Origin of the sequence: Mesorhizobium sp. CA15 (genome assembly GCF_020165215.1) — a bacterium.
Classification (GTDB): domain Bacteria; phylum Pseudomonadota; class Alphaproteobacteria; order Rhizobiales; family Rhizobiaceae; genus Mesorhizobium.
On the sequence record NZ_JAIUHQ010000004.1, the window covers coordinates 197,329 to 216,870 of the forward strand.

General features: G+C 64.3%; 18 protein-coding genes. 8 read left to right on the forward strand and 10 right to left on the reverse strand.

Annotation, left to right across the window (positions count from 1 at the left end; all coding sequences use genetic code 11):
* Positions 1 to 48: 48 nt before the first annotated feature.
* The gene (locus LB515_RS10220) at positions 49 to 1,236 is read left to right on the forward strand and encodes a glycosyltransferase (RefSeq protein WP_224707619.1); all 1,188 of its coding nucleotides are present in this window, start codon (positions 49 to 51) and stop codon (positions 1,234 to 1,236) included.
* 135 nt (positions 1,237 to 1,371) lie between these two features.
* Entirely contained in the window at positions 1,372 to 3,651 is a 2,280-nt protein-coding gene (locus tag LB515_RS10225; protein ID WP_224707620.1) for an NADP-dependent malic enzyme, read from the forward strand.
* A 102-nt stretch (positions 3,652 to 3,753) separates the two neighbouring features.
* Here LB515_RS10225 and LB515_RS10230 read toward each other — a convergent pair whose 3' ends face one another.
* From LB515_RS10230 to LB515_RS10240, 3 genes are all read right to left on the reverse strand, one after another.
* Positions 3,754 to 4,917, reverse strand: coding sequence for a porin (locus LB515_RS10230; RefSeq protein ID WP_140846668.1), 1,164 nt, complete (start codon positions 4,915 to 4,917; stop codon positions 3,754 to 3,756).
* Positions 4,918 to 5,297: 380 nt separating this feature from the next.
* On the reverse strand, positions 5,298 to 6,008 hold the full coding sequence (locus LB515_RS10235) for an antitoxin Xre/MbcA/ParS toxin-binding domain-containing protein (protein ID WP_140846681.1): 711 nt from the start codon (positions 6,006 to 6,008) through the stop codon (positions 5,298 to 5,300).
* Between the two features lie 262 nt (positions 6,009 to 6,270).
* Complete coding sequence (locus tag LB515_RS10240) at positions 6,271 to 7,263, reverse strand: adenosine kinase (RefSeq protein WP_224603200.1); 993 nt, start codon at positions 7,261 to 7,263, stop codon at positions 6,271 to 6,273.
* 317 nt (positions 7,264 to 7,580) lie between these two features.
* On the opposite strand from LB515_RS10240, the gene LB515_RS10245 reads away from it, so the two are divergent.
* Together LB515_RS10245 and LB515_RS10250 are read left to right on the forward strand one after the other, a co-directional pair.
* On the forward strand, positions 7,581 to 8,465 hold the full coding sequence (locus tag LB515_RS10245; protein WP_224707621.1) for an EamA family transporter: 885 nt from the start codon (positions 7,581 to 7,583) through the stop codon (positions 8,463 to 8,465).
* 64 nt (positions 8,466 to 8,529) lie between these two features.
* The gene (locus LB515_RS10250; protein WP_224603198.1) at positions 8,530 to 9,225 is read left to right on the forward strand and encodes a sulfate transporter family protein; all 696 of its coding nucleotides are present in this window, start codon (positions 8,530 to 8,532) and stop codon (positions 9,223 to 9,225) included.
* On the opposite strand, the gene LB515_RS10255 is transcribed toward LB515_RS10250, so the two are convergent.
* The 5 genes from LB515_RS10255 to LB515_RS10275 form a co-directional block, all read right to left on the reverse strand.
* Positions 9,222 to 10,028, reverse strand: a complete 807-nt coding sequence (locus LB515_RS10255; protein WP_224707622.1) for an isocitrate lyase/phosphoenolpyruvate mutase family protein — start codon at positions 10,026 to 10,028, stop codon at positions 9,222 to 9,224. The genes LB515_RS10250 and LB515_RS10255 overlap by 4 nt on opposite strands.
* 79 nt (positions 10,029 to 10,107) lie before the next feature.
* Positions 10,108 to 10,962, reverse strand: coding sequence for a hypothetical protein (locus LB515_RS10260; protein WP_224707623.1), 855 nt, complete (start codon positions 10,960 to 10,962; stop codon positions 10,108 to 10,110).
* 64 nt (positions 10,963 to 11,026) lie between these two features.
* Positions 11,027 to 11,686, reverse strand: coding sequence for an HAD family hydrolase (locus LB515_RS10265; protein WP_224707624.1), 660 nt, complete (start codon positions 11,684 to 11,686; stop codon positions 11,027 to 11,029).
* Entirely contained in the window at positions 11,687 to 12,172 is a 486-nt protein-coding gene (gene dut / locus LB515_RS10270; protein ID WP_224707625.1) for a dUTP diphosphatase, read from the reverse strand.
* 319 nt (positions 12,173 to 12,491) lie between these two features.
* Complete coding sequence (locus LB515_RS10275) at positions 12,492 to 12,962, reverse strand: Lrp/AsnC family transcriptional regulator (RefSeq protein WP_095766090.1); 471 nt, start codon at positions 12,960 to 12,962, stop codon at positions 12,492 to 12,494.
* Positions 12,963 to 13,077: 115 nt separating this feature from the next.
* Between LB515_RS10275 and LB515_RS10280 the strand changes: the two genes are divergently transcribed.
* The 4 genes from LB515_RS10280 to LB515_RS10295 all read left to right on the forward strand — a co-directional run bounded on the left by LB515_RS10280 (position 13,078) and on the right by LB515_RS10295 (position 16,598).
* Positions 13,078 to 13,332 (forward strand): DUF6356 family protein, encoded by a 255-nt coding sequence (locus LB515_RS10280; protein ID WP_040994452.1) that lies wholly within the window; start codon positions 13,078 to 13,080, stop codon positions 13,330 to 13,332.
* 16 nt (positions 13,333 to 13,348) lie between these two features.
* Positions 13,349 to 14,149: a class II glutamine amidotransferase gene (locus LB515_RS10285; protein ID WP_224707626.1), complete on the forward strand. Its 801-nt coding sequence runs from the start codon at positions 13,349 to 13,351 to the stop codon at positions 14,147 to 14,149.
* 148 nt (positions 14,150 to 14,297) lie between these two features.
* Positions 14,298 to 15,098, forward strand: coding sequence for a class II glutamine amidotransferase (locus LB515_RS10290; RefSeq protein WP_224707627.1), 801 nt, complete (start codon positions 14,298 to 14,300; stop codon positions 15,096 to 15,098).
* A 126-nt stretch (positions 15,099 to 15,224) separates the two neighbouring features.
* Positions 15,225 to 16,598, forward strand: coding sequence for an amidase (locus tag LB515_RS10295; protein ID WP_224707628.1), 1,374 nt, complete (start codon positions 15,225 to 15,227; stop codon positions 16,596 to 16,598).
* Positions 16,599 to 16,627: 29 nt separating this feature from the next.
* Here LB515_RS10295 and LB515_RS10300 read toward each other — a convergent pair whose 3' ends face one another.
* Positions 16,628 to 17,665 carry an NAD(P)/FAD-dependent oxidoreductase gene (locus tag LB515_RS10300; protein WP_224707629.1) on the reverse strand — a complete coding sequence of 346 codons (1,038 nt, stop codon included), beginning with the start codon at positions 17,663 to 17,665 and terminating at the stop codon, positions 16,628 to 16,630.
* A 62-nt stretch (positions 17,666 to 17,727) separates the two neighbouring features.
* A complete protein-coding gene (locus LB515_RS10305) occupies positions 17,728 to 19,542 on the reverse strand; it encodes a winged helix-turn-helix domain-containing protein (RefSeq protein ID WP_224707630.1) in 1,815 nt (604 codons plus the stop codon).

A 19,542-nucleotide genomic window follows, 5' to 3' on the forward strand; every position in this document is an offset into this window, starting at 1 on the left:
GCCGGCCGACATATGGATCGTTCGGGGTCAGGAGAAGATAGCGGGGCGATGAAGAAGGACGGACACGAGACGTTCGAGGAGATGGTCGGCCCGGTCGGCTCGCCGCTCAGGCGGGTGCGGCTTCTTGCCACCAACCGCGCCAACCGTACCAGAACCAAAATCAGGGCGTGGGTGCGGACACGGTTTCCCTTCATCCTGCCGACGCGCGGGCCGCTCTCCGGCCTCGATGGCGGCATCGACATACCCGTCCATGTCTTCAGTCGCGATCCGTTGATCCACTACATACCTGTCGGCGGCCGGCGCCCGCTCTACGCACTCGCTGCCCTCTGCCGGCGCATGGTGCCAGCGCGCGCTACCTTCCTTCTGATGCCGAACTGGACGCTGGAGAGGCCCACCGTCGTCGAGCAGATACGCAAGGATCTCGCGTGGTTCGCCGCGGTCTGCCCCCACCATGACCTGATCTTCCTCTGCAACACAGAGGAAGAGCGCCGTCTGATTGCAGGCGTTGGCGGCACAGCGATCTTCTCCAATCACAATCTGATGATTTCGGAAGACGTCTTCCGGCCGCTGCCGGACGTGCCGGTCGAGTACGATGCCGTCTACAATGGCCGTATCTCGCACACCAAGCGGCACCACCTCGCCTTCGAGATCGAAAGACTGGTCCATGTGACGTCCTCGATCGGCGAATTGCCGCCGGCCGGCGACCGCGCCTTCATCCGCCGGCTGCAGGCGCAATCGCCGCTTCACAGCATCGCCAATCCGCTTGTTGACGGCCTGCCCGGGCGGATGCCGCCTTACGAGGTCAACCGCGTCTATAACCGGGCCGCGGTCGGGCTCTGCCTGTCGGCGGTGGAAGGGGCGATGTATTCCAGCATGGAGTATCTGCTGGCCGGCCTGCCGATCGTCTCGACGCCGAGCATCGGCGGCCGCGACGTCTATTTCGATCCGGACTATTGCCTGATCGCCGAGCCGGAGCCGGCCGCAATCCGCCGCGCGGTCGAGCGACTTCGCGACCGCGCCATCCCGCGCGAGGAGATTCGTGGCCGCACGCTGGAAAGGGTGCGGGCGCAACGGCTGGAACTGATGGCCTATCTCTCGGCGCTTAAGCAGCGCATGGGAAGCAACGATCCGCCTTTCTCCGAATGGCCGTTCGCCGGCACCTCGGGGCTGACGCGGTGGGCCCCGGTACGCGAGCACCTGCGCGAGATTGCCGCGATCTCATCGGGCAAGATTTGACAGCTTGTCTCTGCCAACGGAGGAACAAAATCGCTGGATCGCTTGGCGGTTTACAGCGGCGGCGTGTAGCCTTAAGCGGGTAATTCAAAACAATGCGCCTCAAGAGCGCGAAATGGTGGGAGAAGCGTCAGCAACATGGCCAGGAAAACGGAAAGCAGCGGCCCCTCCGTCAGTCCCGAGGAGGCGCTGGAGTTCCACGCCATGGGACGGCCCGGCAAGCTGGAGATCGTCGCCACCAAGCCGATGGCGACGCAACGCGATCTGAGCCTCGCCTATTCGCCGGGCGTCGCCGTTCCCGTGCGCGCCATCGCTGAGGATCCGAGCCGCGCCTTCGACTATACGGCGCGCGGCAACATGGTCGCCGTCATCTCCAACGGCACCGCCATCCTCGGCCTTGGCAATCTCGGCGCGCTGGCCTCGAAGCCGGTGATGGAAGGCAAAGCGGTGCTGTTCAAGCGCTTCGCCGATGTCGATTCGATCGACCTCGAAGTGGCGACCGAGGACGCCGACGAGTTCATCAATTGCGTGCGCTTCCTGGGGCCGTCCTTCGGCGGCATCAATCTCGAGGATATCAAGGCGCCCGAGTGCTTCATCATCGAGCAGCGGCTGCGCGAGCTGATGGACATTCCCGTCTTCCATGACGATCAGCATGGCACGGCCATCATCTCGGCCGCCGGGCTGATCAACGCGCTGGAGATCACCGGCCGCGACATGAAGACCACAAAAATGGTCTGCAACGGCGCCGGCGCCGCCGGCATCGCCTGCATCGAATTGATGAAGGCGATGGGTTTTTCGCCCGAAAATATCATCCTATGCGACACCAAGGGCGTGGTCTTCCAAGGCCGCACCGAAGGCATGAACCAGTGGAAGTCGGCGCATGCGGTCAAGACCGAGGCGCGCAGCCTGGCCGAAGCGCTGGACGGCGCCGACGTCTTCCTTGGCCTGTCCGCCAAGGGCGCGCTCACCACCGCCATGGTGCAGTCGATGGCCAAGAACCCGATCATCTTCGCCATGGCCAATCCCGATCCGGAGATCACGCCGGAGGAAGTGGCCGAGATCCGCACCGACGCCATCATGGCCACCGGCCGCTCCGACTACCCAAACCAGGTCAACAATGTTCTGGGCTTCCCCTATATCTTCCGCGGCGCGCTGGATGTGCGCGCCACCACCATCAACGACGAGATGAAGATCGCGGCCGCCAGGGGGCTTGCCGAGCTGGCGCGCCAGGACGTGCCGGACGACGTTGCCGCCGCCTATCAGGGCAACCGGCCGAAATTCGGCCCCAACTACATCATTCCGGTGCCATTCGATCCGCGCCTGATCTCGGCGATCCCGCTGGCGGTGGCCAAGGCGGCGATGGAATCCGGCGTCGCCCGCAAGCCGATCCTCGATCTCGACCGCTATGCGCAGGAACTGTCCGCGCGCCGTGACCCGATCGCCTCGACCTTGCAGCGCATCTACGACCGTGTGCGCCGCCAGCCCAAGCGCATCGTCTTTGCCGAGGGCGAGGAGGAGCAGGTGATGCGCGCCGCCGTCTCCTATGTGAACCAGAGGCTCGGCACGGCGATCCTGCTCGGCCGCGACGACGTCATCAAGGACAATGCCCGCAATGCCGGCATCGACCTCAACAAGCCGGGCATCGAGATCATCAACGCCAGGCTGTCGCGCCGCAACGGCATCTACACCGACTATCTCTACGAGCGCATGCAGCGGAAGGGTTTCCTGTTCCGCGACTGCCAGCGGCTGATCAACAACGACCGCAACCATTTCGCCGCCTGCATGGTGGCGCTGGGCGACGCCGACGGCATCGTCACGGGTGTGACCCGCAACTATTCCACCGCGCTCGACGACGTGCGCCGCATCATTGACGCCAAGCCGGGCCACCGCGTCATCGGCGTCTCGATCGTGCTGGCGCGCGGCCGCACCGTGTTGGTCGCCGACACCGCCGTGCACGACATGCCGAACGCCGAGCAGATCGTGGACATCGCCGAGGAGGCGGCCGGTTTTGCCCGCCGCATGGGCTACGAGCCAAGGCTCGCTATGCTCGCCTATTCCACCTTCGGCCATCCGCAGGGCGAGCGTTCCGAGCGCGTGCAGGAAGCGGTGCGCATCCTCGACAAGCGCCGCGTCGATTTCGAGTATGACGGTGAGATGGCCGCCGACGTGGCGCTGAACCCGCGCGCCATGGCGCAGTATCCTTTCATTCGCCTGACGGGACCGGCCAATGTGCTGGTGATGCCGGCATTCCACTCGGCCTCGATCTCGACCAAGATGCTGCAGGAGCTCGGCGGCTCGACCGTCATCGGCCCGCTGCTGGTCGGCCTCAACAAGCCGGTGCAGATTGTGTCGCTGAATGCCAAAGACAGCGACATCGTCAATATGGCGGCAATTGCAGCTTATACGGCGGGCAACTGACGAAGGCGTTTGCTGACGAGGCGTTTGCCCACATCGCCAACGTTTGGAATTGGAAAAGGCCCGCGGCGATGCCGCGAGCCTTCCCTGAGATCGCCAGTCCGATCAGAAATTGCGCTGGAAGCGAACGATGCCGCCGACGCTGTTCTTCTTGTCGGCCTTGGTCCAGTCGACGACATTGGTGTCACCGATCCCATCGTCAAACCTGCCGAAATGGTCCCAATCAACTTCGCCTGTGATCGTGAAGCCCGGAACGATGCTGTAGGCGATGTTCGCAGCCACGGCGTAGTTCTTGTCGTCGTCAGCCGAAGCCTGGAGGTTGAACGAAGTCTTGGCGTCGAACTTGTAGGTGCCGCCACCCCAGACAGCCCAGTTGCCGCCCCACGGCTTGTAGAAGCCGCGGCCATGGGTGTTGATGGCGTTACCCGCGTCGCGGAAGTTATCGTCCGTACCGTAGCCGCCCATGATGAACAGCGTCAGTTCCTTGGTGACATTGACATCCAGGCGAACCTTGCCGGCCACTTCTTCGTAGTTGCTGTCATAGGCAACGACGCCGGTGATCGCACCCCAGTCGCCCTTATACTTCAGACCGCCGACGACATGCGGAACGTAGCTGTCGATCGTGCCTGCGATAACGCCCGTACCCGTGCCGGTAGCAAGACCTGTAACGTCCGATCCTTCTTCAAGGGAGATCACGCCCGAGAAGCCGCTGCCAGCATCGAAGTAGTAGCTGACGACATTGGTGTCCTTTATGCCGTACGGGATGGTCGTGTCCTGGATGACGTTGCCGGCATAGCCGATGAACGAGTCATAAGGCGTCTCGTCCTTGCCGACGCGCAGCCCGCCGAGCTGGATCCAAGCGAAGTTCAGCGTTGGCGTGCTCGTCGGGCCACCATTCTTGAAGTTGAAACGCGTCTCGGTATAGGTCTTCAACGTGCCGAGCTCGGTCTCCTGGCCGGTCCAAGTCTTCAGGTTAAAACGGGCGTTCTTGTTCCAGCTGTTCTGCGAGTCGCCGTCCTGAACGTCGGTGGTCTTGCGGCCGTCGAAAGTGCCGACGTCGCCGAAGCCGGCGTCATAGCGGATGTAGCCGCCGACGCGCAGGCAGGTCTCGGTGCCGGGGATGTAGAAATAGCCGGCGCCATAGACGTCGCAGATCTTCACGTATTCGGCCGGTTCCGGCTCGGCGACGGTGACCGCGTCGGCGGCGCGGGCGCCCGAAACTGCGATCAGAGCCGCAGCGGAGCCGAGTAGAAGGCTCTTGATGTTCATTTTCTTGAATCTCCAGTCAAAGGTTCAAGACAGGCCTGACGTGCCGTTCGGCTTTGCCACCCCCGTCCCCATCGTTGAAAAAGCACGCGCACCGGCGCCGCTTCTTCGCCTTGGACATGGCCTAATCGTTGGCCTCACACAACAGGGGTTGTGTCGGAAAGGCGGCTTTTTGAACTCTTGTAGAAGTCTTGTTGCGTAAATATCACGTCACATAAATGCAAAGATGGAACATTCTGAACAATAAGTACAATCGGAACGTCAGGTAACCTGCACAATGTGCCAAATGTGCCAATTATTACAGTTTTATGACAAGCGATTTGCCGGACAAGTTTTCTAAAAATCCAGATAAGCATAGAAAAATCGACTCCGCGAAACAGGAGTCAGGATAGAGTACGTGTCGCGCGGAGCACGTCCTCGACCATGTCTTCCCGTAACATCTCGATGGGGATGCGGCCGTCGAGCTCGGGCGAGGGTCGGGTCAGCCAAAACCAGGCAAGTCTCGGATTGGCGATCGCCGAAAGCACGTCGCTGATCCCGGGAACCGGCCTGCCGTCGACGAATTGGGCTAATGGGAAGACATGCTTGCGGCCGCCCTTGCGCAACGCGACGACCTCGCCGCGTCTTTGCCAGCGATGCAGCGTGGAACGCGGGATGCGGAGCTTCTCTTCCAGATAGGTCGAGCCGGCGACCTCGCCGGCCCAATCCTCGATCAGCATCGATTGGAGCTCCGCGGCCCGCTCGGCGATCGGCTGCGCCGCAGGCCTCTCTGTCTCCGATTTCGGCGGTGAGCGCTCAAGAGCGCGGCCGGATATGGCCGGGCCGTCGCTCGCGGCCTTGTTCGTCATCGCACGAAAGAAGTCGGAGGCAAGGTCGGTCCACTCACCCTTGAAGGAGCTGATGGCAAGGCGCTGTGCTTGCGGCAGGAAGGGCAGGGCGGCAGCCACATGGCCCGCGATCTTGCTTGCTGAAGCAAGCGCCTCGGCGCCCAGCATGACGCCCTGCTGCGTCAGCGCCTGCTGCACCGCCTCGGCGACCAGGCCTGCCAACGCCTCTTGTGAAATCCCGTCGGACGAGTTCTGGAATCTGGTCATGAATCTGTCTTGCGGCCCGCGCTCCTCCCAGGCGCCGGCCGATGCTGAAATTCTTATTGCGGAAAGCAAAAACTGCGGCGGCAACGAACGCCGCGGCCCGGCAGGTTGCTGGCACGCATCTTCACACCCCTGGTTTGGCGTGCCGCAATGTCAGTCGCAGTACGCCTCAGTTTGCGTGTAGGAGCGCTCTATGACAGGGGCGCGACAGAGAAGCCGGTTTTGACCCTGTTGGCGGTAACGCAACGGTACTTATTGGGCAGCTCTAAAGCAGCCCCACTTGCTCGGCTTCGCGACGCAGATTCTGGCGCGGGCGCGGGCCGATCTGCTGGATCACCAGCCCGGCCGACAGCGAGCCGAGATCGCCGCAGTCCTTGAGGCTGCGGCCGGTCGTGTAGCCGTAGAGAAAGCCGGCAGCGTAGAGATCGCCGGCGCCGGTCGTGTCGACCAGCTCCTTGATCTTCGTCGCCTGGATGATGACGGTCTCGTCGCCGCGCACGATGACCGAACCTTTTTCAGAACGAGTGACGGCGGCTATTCTGCAATCCTTGCGGATGGCGGCGAGCGCCTCCTCGAAGGAGGCGGTCTGGTAGAGCGACTTGATCTCGTGGCTGTTGGCAAAGACGATGTCGACGGTGCCCGAACGCATCAGCTCGAGAAACTCGTCGCGGTAGCGGTCGACGCAGAAGGAATCCGACAGCGTCATCGACACTTCGCGGCCCGCCGCATGCGCCAGCTTCGCCGTCTGCCGGATGGCTTCCTTGGCGCGCGGCGGATCCCACAGATAGCCTTCGAAATAAGTCACCTTGGCGCCGGCGGCCTTGTCGGCCTCGACATCCTCGGGGCCAAGCTCGACGCAGGCGCCGAGATAGGTGTTCATCGAACGCTCGCCGTCGGGCGTGACGAAGATCATCGAGCGCGCCGTCGGCGGTTCGCCCTTGAGCGGTGCGGTATCGAAGGCCACGCCCTGGGCGTGGATGTCATGGGTGTAGATCTCGCCCAGCGCGTCGTTCGACACCTTGCCGAAGAAAGCGGCCCGTCCGCCGAGGCTGGCGACGCCGGCCGCGGTGTTGCCGGCGCTGCCGCCGGAAGCCTCGATCGCCGGACCCATGCGGCTGTAGAGCAGTTCGGCGCGCCTGGCGTCGATGAGGTTCATCGCGCCCTTGATGATGCCGTTGGTCTCGAGAAAAGCTTCGTCGCACTGCGCGATGATGTCGACAATGGCATTGCCGATGCAAAGCACGTCATATTCCGGCATCAAAATCTCCGCCAAGGGCTGCCCGGCTATCTGGCATGCCGGCCGGGCGCGGGTCTAGCGACTTGGCATTGCTTTGCCTACCCCGAAAATCGCCATTGTTTGCGAAGCGCCGGCTGCGGCAGCGTTCGTGTCGAACTGGCCCATATCGACCGCGGCCTTCGCCGCTATGGTTTCGCGGCGATCGAAACATTTCCGCGCCGCCATGGGCTAGAAGCAATTCCAGGAAAAGTGAGTGGCGGTATTCCGTCAGCAATTGCGTAACAACAAAGCGGATCGTTCCCGCAGCAGAAGGCGCAGAAATGTCCCAGAAGAGCGAAATGTCCACCGAACTGGCGCTGCTCGGCGTCCTGGCGGTGCTGTGGGGCGCTTCCTACACCTTCATCAAGGTCGGCGTCGAGACGATCCCGCCTGTGACCTTCATCGCCGCCCGGACCTTGATCGCCGGGGGCATTCTCTTCACCATCATCCGCTGGCGCGGCCTTGCCATGCCGGCCGATGCGGCAGTATGGCCCCGGTTCGCCTTCCAGGCCTGTCTCAACAGCGTCGTGCCCTTCACGCTGATCGCCGCCGCCGAGCGCTCGGTCAATGCCGGCCTCGCCACCATCCTCAATTCGACGTCGCCGATCTTCACCTTCCTGCTGACGGCATTGATCACGCGCCATGAGCCCGTAACGGCGCGCAAGCTGCTCGGCGTCGGCGCCGGCATCGTCGGCATCTGTCTCATCATCGGCACGCAGGCGCTTGGCGGGCTTGGCCATCAATTGTGGGCGCAGCTTGCGATCGTCATCGCGACGGTCTCCTATGCCGGCGCGGCGATCTTTGGCCGTGGCTTTAAGGGCCTCGATCCGATGATACCCGCCGCGGGTTCGATGCTTTGCGGCGCCGCCATCCTTGTGCCGCTGAGCCTGGTCGTCGACCGGCCATGGACGCTTGCGCCGTCGGGCGCATCGATCCTGGCCCTGCTCGGCCTGTCGGTCTTCTCGACGGCGCTGGCTTTCGTCATCTATTTCCGCCTCATCCACACGCTGGGCTCGGTCGGCACCACCTCGCAGGCCTATCTGCGCGTGCCGATCGGCGTCGGCATCGGCGCCGTCTTCCTCGGCGAAAGCCTCGGGCCGGCGGCCTGGCTCGGCATGGCCTTCGTCGTCGCCGGCGTCGCGGCGATGACCATTCCGGCCAGGCGGGCCAGGCTTGCGCAATAGTTGCGCCTGGCATCCAGCCTGCTTATCTGCGAAGCGTCTTTTTCGATGAGGGGTTGAAGACGCTGTGATCCTCGACGCCGCCCGCGCCGCCGCCAGCCGGTTGTTCTCTCCCGAATTCCGCTCCGTCTTTCTAAAGACGCTGGGGCTGACGCTGCTCGCTCTGCTGGCGCTCTGGGTCGGTTTGGAGAGCCTGCTCGAATGGCTGGCCTGGCCATGGCTGCAAACGCTGCTTCCAGGCCTGCCGTCCTGGGCCGGGTGGCTGGGCGGCATCATCGCCGGCATCGTTCTGGCTGTGGGGTTGGCCTTGCTCATCGCGCCGGTGACCGCGATCGTCGCCGGCCTGTTCCTCGATGATGTCGCCGAAGTGGTCGAACGTACCGACTACCCCAACGATCCGCCCGGCCGCGCCGTGCCGGCGCTGCATTCGCTTGCGCTGGCCGTCAAATTCTTCGGCGTGGTCGTCCTCGGCAACATCGTCGCGCTGCTGCTGTTGCTGGTGCCGGGCATCAACATTGCCGCGTTCTTCATCGTCAACGGCTATCTGCTGGGCCGCGAATTCTTCGAGTTCGCCGCCATGCGGTTTCGTCCCGAACCCGAGGCCAAGGCGTTGCGCCGCAAACATGCCGGCACGGTGTTCCTGGCCGGGCTGGTCATCGCTGTGTTTCTTGCCGTGCCGCTGCTCAACCTTCTGACGCCGCTTTTCGCGGCTGCCATGATGGTGCATCTGCACAAGGCGGTTTCGGCGCGGGAACTGCTTTAATCGGTGCCGCCGCGGAACAGCGCCTGCAGCTTGCCGAACGGCATCGCCGCCCGGGCGAAGCCGAAGGTGCCGTCCTGCTGGATTTCGCGCGCCGCCGTCTCCAGCATGCCATAGGCGAAATTGGTCAGCCACGGTCCGAGCGAGATGCGCTTGGCTCCGGCCATGGCAAGGTCGGCGATGGTGAAGCCGGGTCGGGCCATCACATTGACCGGCCGGCTCACCGACGAGCAGATCGTGCGCACCATTTCGACGTCGCCGATGCCCGGCGCATAGAGCACGTCCGCGCCGGCTTTCTCGAAAGCCTGAAGCCGCTTGATGGTGTCGTCGAGGTCGGTCTTGCCCCACAGGAAATTCTCGGCCCGCGCGGTGAAGACGAAATCATGCTTGAGCGCCCGGGCCGCCTCGACAGCGGCAGCGACGCGCTCCGTCGCCAGCGAGAAATCGTAGATCGGATTGCCAGGGTCGCCGGTGTGGTCCTCGATCGAGCAGCCGGCGAGACCGGCGGCTTCGGCCGCGAAGATGGTTTCGGCCGCCTGTTCTGGGCTGTCCCCCTTGCCGCGCTCCAGATCGGCCGAAACCGGCAGCTCCGTCGCGGCCGTCACCTCGCGGCAATGATGGATCATGGCGTCGAAGGTCACGGCGCCGTCCGGCAGGCCGCGCGAGAAGGCGAAGCCGGCGCTGGTCGTCGCCAGCGCCTTGAAGCCGAACGAAGAAAGAAGCTTTGTCGTGCCTATGTCCCAGGGATTGGGCATGACGAAGGTGGAGGCGTGCAGATCGCGAAAAATCTTGCCCTTGTCGTCCATGGCAGGTCCTCAATCATGAGTTGGGTCGTGCGGGGAATTTATAGCGACCGCTTGAACCGGGCAAACGAATGCTTCCGGCTCAGAAACGTTTGGCGTTTTCTGCTGACAATTTCTCGAAAGCGTCGGAATTGCTTGCGTAACGCGATCTGGCTTTATTCCAGCGATAGGTGACGGAAATGTCGTGCGAGACCGCCTTGGGCGCCGGCTCCTCGCAACTCTCGCCGCTCGGCTTGGTGGCATCGGTCACCGTCACTTTGATCGCTGCGTAGGGTTTGTCGCCGCCGAGCGTCCGGAAGGACAGGTCCTGCGTGCGCTTGTAGGCGCAGACATTCTCGTCGAACGTGTTGATCTGGTCGATAGGCTCGAAGCGGTCGTCGCGGACGAGGATCAGGATCGTGCCGACATAGCCCTGGTTCGAATTGAAATGTGTGCTCATGGTGATGAGCGCGTCGTCGCCCGCACTGATCGGGAGTTTTCCTGGATCGCGAAAATAGGTGCTCCGGTCGGTTCCGACATTGACGGCGTCGAGCAGCCTCGGCTTGCCGGTGAGATCGTAGAGCGCCAGCGCGGCAAACCCTTCGGCGCTGTCCTGCGCCTGGCCGAGGTCGAGAAGCATCGCCAGCCGGTCCTTGCCGCCGGCCTTGATGGCCAGCACCGCCGCATTCGGCAGGTTGACGGCCTCGGGCGGCGATCCGCCGTCGTCGCTGCCGAGGATGTCGCGCATCTCGATCGGCGCGCCGCCTGTGTAGAAACCGTCGCCGCCGGACTTGAGATCGGGCACGATCATTTTGGCGAGGTCGAAATAGGTGACGTCCTGATGCCCTGGAACGGCGCTGTTCAACTCCGGAAAGCTGACGGCCTGCGCCAGCGCAGCTGTCCACAGGCATGGCAGCAGCAGGCAGGCAAACATGAAACGGCATAGGGTGGAAATCATAGGACCGCGCCCCTCGGATGCGCTCACGCTAGCACGGCCGGTTGCGGTGCGCAGCCGGATGCGATCAGCGGATCGGCACGAGCCCGGCAAGGTCGCGCATGTCGTCAAACAATATGCCGCCGGCCGCCGCCAGGCCGTCGCGATCGGAGAGCGGATCGGCGTAATAGGAGAACACCCGCATGCCGGCGGCAATGCCGGCTTGGGTACCGGCGACGCTGTCCTCGATGACGATGCAGTCGGCCGGCGGGAAGCCCATCGTCCTTGCTGCATGCAGAAAGAGGTCCGGGAACGGCTTGCCTCGGCTGACCATGGCGGACGAGAACATCGCATGCTCGAACAGCGGCAGCAGCCCGGTCTGGCCGAGCGTGATGTGCATCTTCGCGACCCGCGCCGAGGAGGCGACGCAATAGGCGATGCCCGCGGCCCGCACCTTATCGATGAAGTCGCGCACATAGGGGATTGCTTCGACCCCGTGCGAAAAAAGGTCCGGCAGGCCGGCATTCCAGCGCTCGACGAAGTCGGCGCCGAGCCGCACCTCGGTCGTCTCTTCGATCTCCTTCTGCACCGAGGCCATGCTGCGACCGGAGAAGTTCTTGCGGCAATATTCGAACGTGGTCGTAAACCCGGCGACGGTCAGCCATTCGGCGAGGCGCCTATTGGCAAGGTTCTCAGTGTCGACCAGGACACCGTCGCAGTCGAAGATAACGAGCTTGGGGATTGCCATTCAAGCGGTGCCGGTCGACCCGAAGCCGCCTGTGCCGCGCGCCGTGCCGCCGGCCAATGCTCTTTCCTCGACCGCAACCTGGGTCACGGCCGCGAAAACGATCTGGGCAATGCGCATGCCGCGCGTCACCGAGAAATCCTCGTCGCCGAGATTGACCAGCAGCACCTTCACCTCGCCGCGATAGTCGCTGTCGACGGTGCCGGGCGTATTGAGGACGGTGAGCCCATGCTTGAAGGCAAGGCCCGAGCGTGGCCGCACCTGGCCCTCCATGCCTTCCGGGATTTCCAGGACGAGCCCGGTCGGCACCAGCGCGCGTTTTCCTGGCAGGATGAGCAGCGGCCGGTCCTCCGGCACCGCGGCGCGCAAATCCATGCCGGCGGCGCCTGAGCTCTCATAGGCAGGTAGAGGCAGGCCTTCGCCATGCGGAAGCCTGACGAAACCGACGGTGGGGCCGATGACGGAGGAAGAATGGACAGCCGTGCGCATGAAATCGATCCTATCGGCGCGTGCGGCGATTCGGTCAACTCGCCCGCCATACTATCAACGGCTTTCTTTCTGGCGTGACTATGGCCTCGCGGTCTACTTTGGCGATTGGCGAAAACACTCGTCACTTCGTCATCCACGGGCGGAGCAAGGAGCGAAGCGACGCGGCGCAGACCCGAGGATCCATTCCGTGACCTCAAAGCGTCGCAACGGTGCAGAATTCTGCTCCGCCGCAGTCTCTGATCGAGGTAACGGAATGGATCCTCGGGTCTCCGCGTCCGCTTCGCCCGTGGATGACGAAGTCGCGGAGGCCTCGGCCTATCTAGCGCAGTTCCACCGGCACCACGGTCGTCTCCTTGATCTCCTCCATGACGAAGGAGGCCGAGACGTCCGACAGCGCCACTTTGGCGATCAGCCGCTGGTAGAGGCGGTCATAGGCCTTCACGTCGGCGACGCGGGCCCTCAGCACATAGTCGAGGTCGCCCGACATGCGGTAGACGCCGGTGATCTCGGCAAAGCCGGTAACCGCCGCGCGGAATTTCTGCAACCAGTCCGGGTCATGGTTGGAGGTGCGGACCAGGATGAAGACGGACAGCCCAAGCCCAAGCTTGTCGGCATCGACCAGCGCGACGCGGCCGGTGATGACGCCATCCTCCTCCAGCCGCTTGACACGCCGCCAACAGGCATTGCGCGACAGCGCCACCCGCTCCGACAGCTGGTCGACCGACAGCGTGCCGTCGCGTTGCAGCTCAGCCAGCAATCTTCGATCAATCTCATCGATTTCCGTCGCCATGTTGGGATGAATGTCCCACAAAACATCGAAAAGCAAGGACCATTTGGGACCAATGAACCAAAGCCGTATGGCACGATACTCATTATCGGGACTCATCCCGGCAGGAGGGATCACCATGACGACACGGTTTACGGCACTGTTCACGGCTCACCCGGAGAAGGTCGGCGAGACCTATTTCGGCCATATGGCTTTCGCCGCCTGGTTCTGCTCGCGCCTGTCGATGGCGGCGGGCGCCGCGCTCGTTCACGCTTTCTTGCCATTTCTGTTCGAGACTACGGCCAGCCGAATCGTTCGCGAGCTCTATGAGCGCACGCACAACAGGGGCTCGCATGCGGTGAAGGAGCCGAAGGCTCTCCTGGACCGCGCCTGATAGATGGTGGAAAGCGATGTGCCGGTGGGCGGCCTATCTTGGTGAAGCGGTCTTCCTCGAAGACATCATCACCGCGCCCTGCCATTCGCTGATCGCCCAGAGCCACTGCGCCCAGGAAGCCAAGTCGCCGACCAATGGCGACGGCTTTGGTCTGGCCTGGTATGGCGACCGGCCCGAGCCCGGACTCTACCGCGACATCCTGCCGGCATGGTCCGATCCCAACCTCAAGAGCCTCTGCCGGCAGATCAAGTCGGGCCTGTTCCTCGCCCATGTGCGCGCTTCGACCGGCGGCGCCACCAGCCGCATGAACTGCCATCCCTTCGTCTCGGGCCGCTGGTCGTTCATGCATAACGGCCAGATCGGCGGTTTCGAAAGGATCCGCCGCGCGCTGGAGAACTCGCTCTCCGACGAAGTCTTCGACCAGCGCGATGGCACCACCGATTCCGAGCTCTTTTTCCTCTTGATGATCGACCAGGGACTGGCGAGCGACCCGCAGGGCGCGGTCTCGCGGGCAACCGGTCGCGTCATCGAAGCCTCGCGCCGGGCCGGCATCGAGCCCTCCTTGAAACTTACGGCGGCCTTTTCGAATGGCGAGGCGCTGTACGCCGTCCGCTATGCCACCGACGGCCATGCGCCGACGCTTTATACCGGCGCCTTCGCGAAGCGCGAGGGCCATTGCATCGTCTCGGAACCCTTCGACCGCGACGGCGGCGAGTGGCGGGCTATACCTCCGGCGAGCTTCGTCACCATGACGAGGGACGGCACCGGCATCCGGCCGTTCGCGCCGGCGGCGGCCCCGCTGGCGCTGGTTGGCTGAAGCAAGATCCAGGCTGCCGGATTCAGGCAGAGATCAGCAAAACGTAAGCGCGGCGTAAGGACACCCAGGCTTCCTCCTGTCATCCGTGGCGCTCGACGGATCGCGAATCCATTCGCGCGCCCAGAACGCATCGACAGAGGATCAAACAATGTGCAGGTGGGCAGCCTATCTCGGCGATGCGATCTTCCTCGAGGACGTCATCGCCGCACCCTCCCATTCCCTGATCGTTCAGAGCCATGGCGCGAAGGAGGCGAAATCGCCGACCAATGCCGACGGCTTCGGCGTAGCCTGGTACGGTGACCGGCCGGAACCCGGCCTTTACCGCGATGTCCTGCCGGCCTGGTCCGATACCAATCTCAGGAGCCTTGGACACCAGATAAAATCCGGCCTGTTCCTGGCCCATGTGCGCGCCTCGACAGGCGGCGTCACCAGCCGCGCGAACTGCCATCCCTTCGTTTCGGGCCGCTGGTCGTTCATGCATAACGGCCAGATCGGCGGCTTCGAGAAGATCCGTCGCGCGCTCGAGAATTCCCTCTCCGATACGTTGTTCGACCAGATCGAAGGCAGCACGGATTCCGAACTGTTCTTTCAGCTTATGATCGGCGAAGGCCTGGCGCAGGACCCGCAAGGTGCGGTGTCGCGCGCCACCAGTCGCGTCCTTGAGGCTGCGCGCGGTGCCGGCATCGAACCGTCGCTGAAGCTGACGGCTGCGTTCAGCGACGGTCGGGCGCTTCACGCCGTTCGCTACGCCACCGACGAGCATGCTCCGACGCTTTATACCGGCGCCTTCGCCAAGGGAGTAGGCCGCTGCATCGTCTCCGAGCCGTTCGATCGGGAGGGCCGGACCTGGCACGAGATTCCGCAGTCGAGTTTCGTCACCATGACCCGCGACAGCACTAGCATCAAGCCTTTCGCGCCGGCGGCCGTCCGGTTGGCTCTGGCAGGGTGAGGGAAATCGGCACTTGGCGCAATTTCGATCAAGCGCTCGCGAGCTTCGGATGCTGAATTCGGCTTGAAGCCGCGCCCTCATCCGCCATGTTCAAGGCGAAGCGCGGCAAGCAGCCGGAGTGTGCACATGGATATCGGGTTTTCGTCGACTGCCGAGCTCGCGGCAGCCATTGCCCAGCGAAAAATTTCGGCGATCGAGGCGCTCGATGCGCAGCTTGCCCAGATCGACCGGCACAACGGGGCGGTCAACGCTGTCGTCATCTTCGATCGCGAACAGGCGCGGGCACGTGCCCTGCTGGCCGATGCGGCAACGGCGCGCGGCGACACGCTCGGTCCGCTGCACGGGGTGCCGTTCACGCTGAAGGATGCGCACGAGACGGCGGGCATCAGGACCACCGTCGGCTTTCCACCCTTCGCCGACTACGCGGCCAATCAGGACAGCCCTGTGGTTGAAAGGCTTAAAGCAGCCGGCGCCATACTGGTCGGCAAGTCCAATGTCCCCACTATGCTGGGCGACTGGCAGTCCGACAATCCGCTGTTCGGGCGCACTCGCAATCCGTGGGATCCGTCGCGCACGGCGGGCGGCTCAAGCGGTGGCGCGGCCGCGGCAGTCGCGACAGGCATGACGCCGTTCGAAGTCGGCACTGACATGCAGGATTCCATACGCTTGCCCGCTGCTTTCTGCGGCGTCTATGGCCTGAAGCCGACTGAACATCGCGTGTCGCTGGCCGGCGCCTTTCCCGATCCCGGCGGCATGCCGCGCAGCGTGCGGCTGATGTCATGTGTTGGCCCGCTTGCTCGCAACACCGAGGATCTGGCGCTGATCTATCGGATCATTGCCGGACCGGACCGCGCGGACACCGACCTGGCGCCCGTGCCGGTTGAGCCGATGCCGAAACTCGAACTCAAGTCGTTGCGCATCGCCGTGGCCGAATCTTTCCCGGGCTTCCCGGTTGCCACCGAAATCCGTGTCGCCGTCGAAAGCCTGGCCGCGAAGCTGGCCTCGGCGGGCGCGGTTGTGGAGAACGCGAAATTGCCGAAGCTCGACCTGCACGACGATTTGTCCGAAGGCGGTGCATTGATCGGCATGATGTTGGAAGCCGCGCAGCCGGAACCGCCGGAGCAGCCGACGCCGGTGTCGCGCTGGTTCGCCGCGCTTGCCCGCCGCGACCGGTCGATCTTTGCCTGGGAGCGGTTCTTTGACAGCTGCGATGCCTTGCTCTGCCCGGTCGCCATGACCACGGCCTTCCCGCACTGCAAGCCGGGCAGCCCTCTCAAGGTCAACGGCAAAGAGGAGAGCTACTGGATGCTGCCGGCCTATGGCGCGGTGTTCAACTATTCCAGCCATCCGACGCTCGCGTTCCCTTGTGGGCAGGACCGCGACGCCTTGCCGATCGGCCTTCAATTGGTCGGCAGGAAATGGTCGGAAGCGCGGCTGCTCGGCATTGCAGCCGCGATTGCGTCGCTCACCGGCGGGTTTCACCGGCCTCCTGGCTACTGAGCGAAACGCGACAGCGCGTAGGGTTCAAGCTACGCATCGCGCTCGTCGTCGAGGATTTCGCCGGCCGCAAACAGGCCTATCGCCGGCGCCAGGGTGATGCCGGAATGGGTGACGGCGACGTAGAGGCCGCCGACGCCTTCCGCCCGGCTGACGATTGGGAAACCGTCGACCGGCGTCGGACGGTAGCCGATCGTGTGGAAGTCGAATTCCAGCCCGCTGGCGTCGCGCAGCATCGCTTTCGTCGCGGCGAACAGCGCCTGCGCGGCGGCCGCCGGATTCTCGCCCGGATCGCCGCCGCCGAAATCCGAGCCGGCGATGATACGGCCGTCGGCGGTTTGGCGCATATGCAGTCTGTCGGCCAGCACCAGCCCGTTGAGCAGCTTTGGGTGCGGTCGCGAATGCACGATCAGACCGGGCGGAGTCTCGATCGGCAGCTTGATGCCTGCCGTCGCGGCGATCGCCGGAGCGCCGGCGCCCGCTGCGATCACCACCTCGTCGGCGGCGATGATCTCGCCCGAAGCGACGACGCCCGTGACCTTGCCGTTGACCAGCGCCAGCCTGTCGACGGTTCCCGTGACGACCCGCGTGCCGCGCCGTTCGGCGTCGGCCAGCAGCGCCTTCGTGGTCGCCACAGGCTCGGCCACGCCTTCCTGCGCGACATAAAGCGCAAACTCGGGAAGCTCCGCCAAATTGGGCTCGATGCGCGCCGCCTGTTCGCGCCCGACCCGTTCGATGCCATAGCCCCAGGACGAATGCTCGGCCGCATAGGCCTCGAGCCTGTCCGCGGGCAGGTCGAAGCACAGGCCGCCGCACCACGCGACCGGCAGGCCGGGCAGGTCGTTCGCCAGCCGTTTCCATTCGGCCATGGCGCGGATGCGCAGCCGGAAATAGGTTTCCGGATTGCCCCAGCTTGCATTGATCCAGGCAAAGGAATTCGGCGTGGCGACACCGCCGGCGCCGCTTTCCGAAACCACCGTCACCCGCGCGCCGGCTTTCATAAGATGCCAAGCGATCGAGGCGCCGATGATGCCGGCGCCGATGACGATGACTTGCTTTGCGCTGCTCATGCCGGACCTTTGAGAGAGATTTCCCTCTCATGCCACCGCGCCGAGCAGACCTCAAGTGAGAGCTAGACGCTGCCCGCCGCTACCGCCTGCGCCCCGGCAATCAGGCCCTTCAGCTCGTCGCAGCGCCGCATGAGCCGTGAAGAGTCGACTTTCTTCGCAATCGCGAGCGCGGTGCCGAGCTCCAGCTCAGCGCCGGAACGATCGCCCATCCTGATGAGCAGCGCCGCGAGCGACAGCCGGGCGTCAGCGACATTGATCGGCGAGCCTATCTCGTTCCAGTGCGAGCATGCGATCTGCAGCTCCCGGGCAGCCTCGGCGGGGCGCTCTTCCTGCATGAAAAGCTCCGCTTTGGCTTCCGCGGTCAGCGCCTGGATGGAGGCCATCGGCCAGCGCTGCGGCTGGGTCTCCAATTCGGCGATCACCTCTTTCGCACGCTCGCGCCGATTGGTCCGCGCCGCCACCTTGGCGAGCGTGGCAAGCACCATGCCTCGCCGCTGCAGGGTCGGCCAGCCATTGCCCACCAGGGAACGTTCGAGAGCGCTGAAAGCGGCCTCCGCCTGCCCTTGCTCGAGTTGCAGCAGCGCAAGTCCGGGCTGCGGATCCCAGCCTGCTGCGTGCGATGCGCGGTAGGCCGTTTCGGCTTCCGTGAATTCTCCGGCCGCCAAGTGAATGTCGCCCAGCACGCGCAAGGCGTCGCCGGTCGCCCAGGGCGCGTCGAGTGCGAGCTGGTCGAGTGCCGCGCGCACAAGCGCTTCCGCCTCCTTCAGCGTGCCATGAACGCCGAGCACTTCGGCGCGATGCAGCCGGCACGAGCCCGAAAGGTCTTCCAGCCCGTGTCCCCTGCACCAATCTTCGTAGCCGAGCGTCCATTGGTTGGCGCGCGACCAGTCGCCGAAATTCCGGCAAGCCCACAGAATGTTGCAATAGAGGATCCCGCCGACGACCGGGTCGACATCGCTGGACAGGCCGAGCGCGGCGGCAAGGTCCTGATCCTCCTGCCCGGCTTTGGTTTCACCGAGACACAGCTTGAAGAAGCCGCGATAGATAAGGCCGAGCGACTCCACCACCGGATCGTCGAGGTGCCTGCCGACCGCGAAGGCTTGCTCAGCCAGCGCAAGCGCCTGTTCCGGCTCGGCTTCCGCGCCCATGATGCGCGCGCCCATCCAGCACCAGAGACCGTGCTCCCTGCTGTCGGAAGCGGTATCGATCAACTGCGCGGCGCGCTTGTGCCAGCCCTTGGCGACGGCAAGCTCGCCTCTCTCGAGATGGATCCTGGCGAGGGTGATTGCGGGGGAAGCCGCGCGCAGTCGCTCGCCGGCCACGCCGTAAGCCGTCACCGCGCGCGCCAGAAGCGGAATGGCTTCGGCCGGCCGGCCCATGCATTCCAGCGCCAGCGCCCATTCCTCGAGATCGGCCGTCAGCAGCTCGTCGGCGGCATCCGCTTGCGTGAAAGAGGCCGCGGCGTCATGCCATTTCCTCGCTGCAACGGCAGCCCGCGCCGACAGAATTGACAGGCCGGGGATCGAGAGCTTGCCGCCCGCATCGGCCGGCGCCGGCCTGGTTTGCAAGGCGGCCGGCTGATCGAGGCAAATCCGGTAGCCGAAGCGGGGCAGGTTGCGCAGCGCCGTCTCCATGCCGCCCTGGCGAAGGATGCCGCGGGCAAGGCTCGCCACGCGCTGCAGCGAAGCCTCGGTCACCGTCACGTCGGGCCACAGCGTCTCAAGCAATTCGTCCTTGCTCAAGGCGCGCTCCTGATGGCGCAGCAGGACGGCGAAGAAATCGAAGACCAGGGGCTGCACCTCGATCTCGCTTCCGGCGAGGCGAAGGGCGCGGGACTCCTCATTGAGTTCGAAGTCGCCGAAGCAATAAATTCCCAT

What these genes read in the sequence shown, in the direction of transcription:
- LB515_RS10220 (WP_224707619.1), top strand. Translation starts at nt 49, where the DNA reads ATGAAGAAGGACGGACACGAGACGTTCGAGGAGATGGTCGGCCCGGTC.
- LB515_RS10225 (WP_224707620.1), top strand. Translation starts at nt 1,372, where the DNA reads ATGGCCAGGAAAACGGAAAGCAGCGGCCCCTCCGTCAGTCCCGAGGAG.
- LB515_RS10230 (WP_140846668.1), bottom strand. Translation starts at nt 4,917, where the DNA reads ATGAACATCAAGAGCCTTCTACTCGGCTCCGCTGCGGCTCTGATCGCA.
- LB515_RS10235 (WP_140846681.1), bottom strand. Translation starts at nt 6,008, where the DNA reads ATGACCAGATTCCAGAACTCGTCCGACGGGATTTCACAAGAGGCGTTG.
- LB515_RS10240 (WP_224603200.1), bottom strand. Translation starts at nt 7,263, where the DNA reads ATGCCGGAATATGACGTGCTTTGCATCGGCAATGCCATTGTCGACATC.
- LB515_RS10245 (WP_224707621.1), top strand. Translation starts at nt 7,581, where the DNA reads ATGTCCACCGAACTGGCGCTGCTCGGCGTCCTGGCGGTGCTGTGGGGC.
- LB515_RS10255 (WP_224707622.1), bottom strand. Translation starts at nt 10,028, where the DNA reads ATGGACGACAAGGGCAAGATTTTTCGCGATCTGCACGCCTCCACCTTC.
- LB515_RS10260 (WP_224707623.1), bottom strand. Translation starts at nt 10,962, where the DNA reads ATGATTTCCACCCTATGCCGTTTCATGTTTGCCTGCCTGCTGCTGCCA.
- LB515_RS10265 (WP_224707624.1), bottom strand. Translation starts at nt 11,686, where the DNA reads ATGGCAATCCCCAAGCTCGTTATCTTCGACTGCGACGGTGTCCTGGTC.
- dut (WP_224707625.1), bottom strand. Translation starts at nt 12,172, where the DNA reads ATGCGCACGGCTGTCCATTCTTCCTCCGTCATCGGCCCCACCGTCGGT.
- LB515_RS10275 (WP_095766090.1), bottom strand. Translation starts at nt 12,962, where the DNA reads ATGGCGACGGAAATCGATGAGATTGATCGAAGATTGCTGGCTGAGCTG.
- LB515_RS10280 (WP_040994452.1), top strand. Translation starts at nt 13,078, where the DNA reads ATGACGACACGGTTTACGGCACTGTTCACGGCTCACCCGGAGAAGGTC.
- LB515_RS10285 (WP_224707626.1), top strand. Translation starts at nt 13,349, where the DNA reads ATGTGCCGGTGGGCGGCCTATCTTGGTGAAGCGGTCTTCCTCGAAGAC.
- LB515_RS10290 (WP_224707627.1), top strand. Translation starts at nt 14,298, where the DNA reads ATGTGCAGGTGGGCAGCCTATCTCGGCGATGCGATCTTCCTCGAGGAC.
- LB515_RS10295 (WP_224707628.1), top strand. Translation starts at nt 15,225, where the DNA reads ATGGATATCGGGTTTTCGTCGACTGCCGAGCTCGCGGCAGCCATTGCC.
- LB515_RS10300 (WP_224707629.1), bottom strand. Translation starts at nt 17,665, where the DNA reads ATGAGCAGCGCAAAGCAAGTCATCGTCATCGGCGCCGGCATCATCGGC.
- LB515_RS10305 (WP_224707630.1), bottom strand. Translation starts at nt 19,542, where the DNA reads ATGGGAATTTATTGCTTCGGCGACTTCGAACTCAATGAGGAGTCCCGC.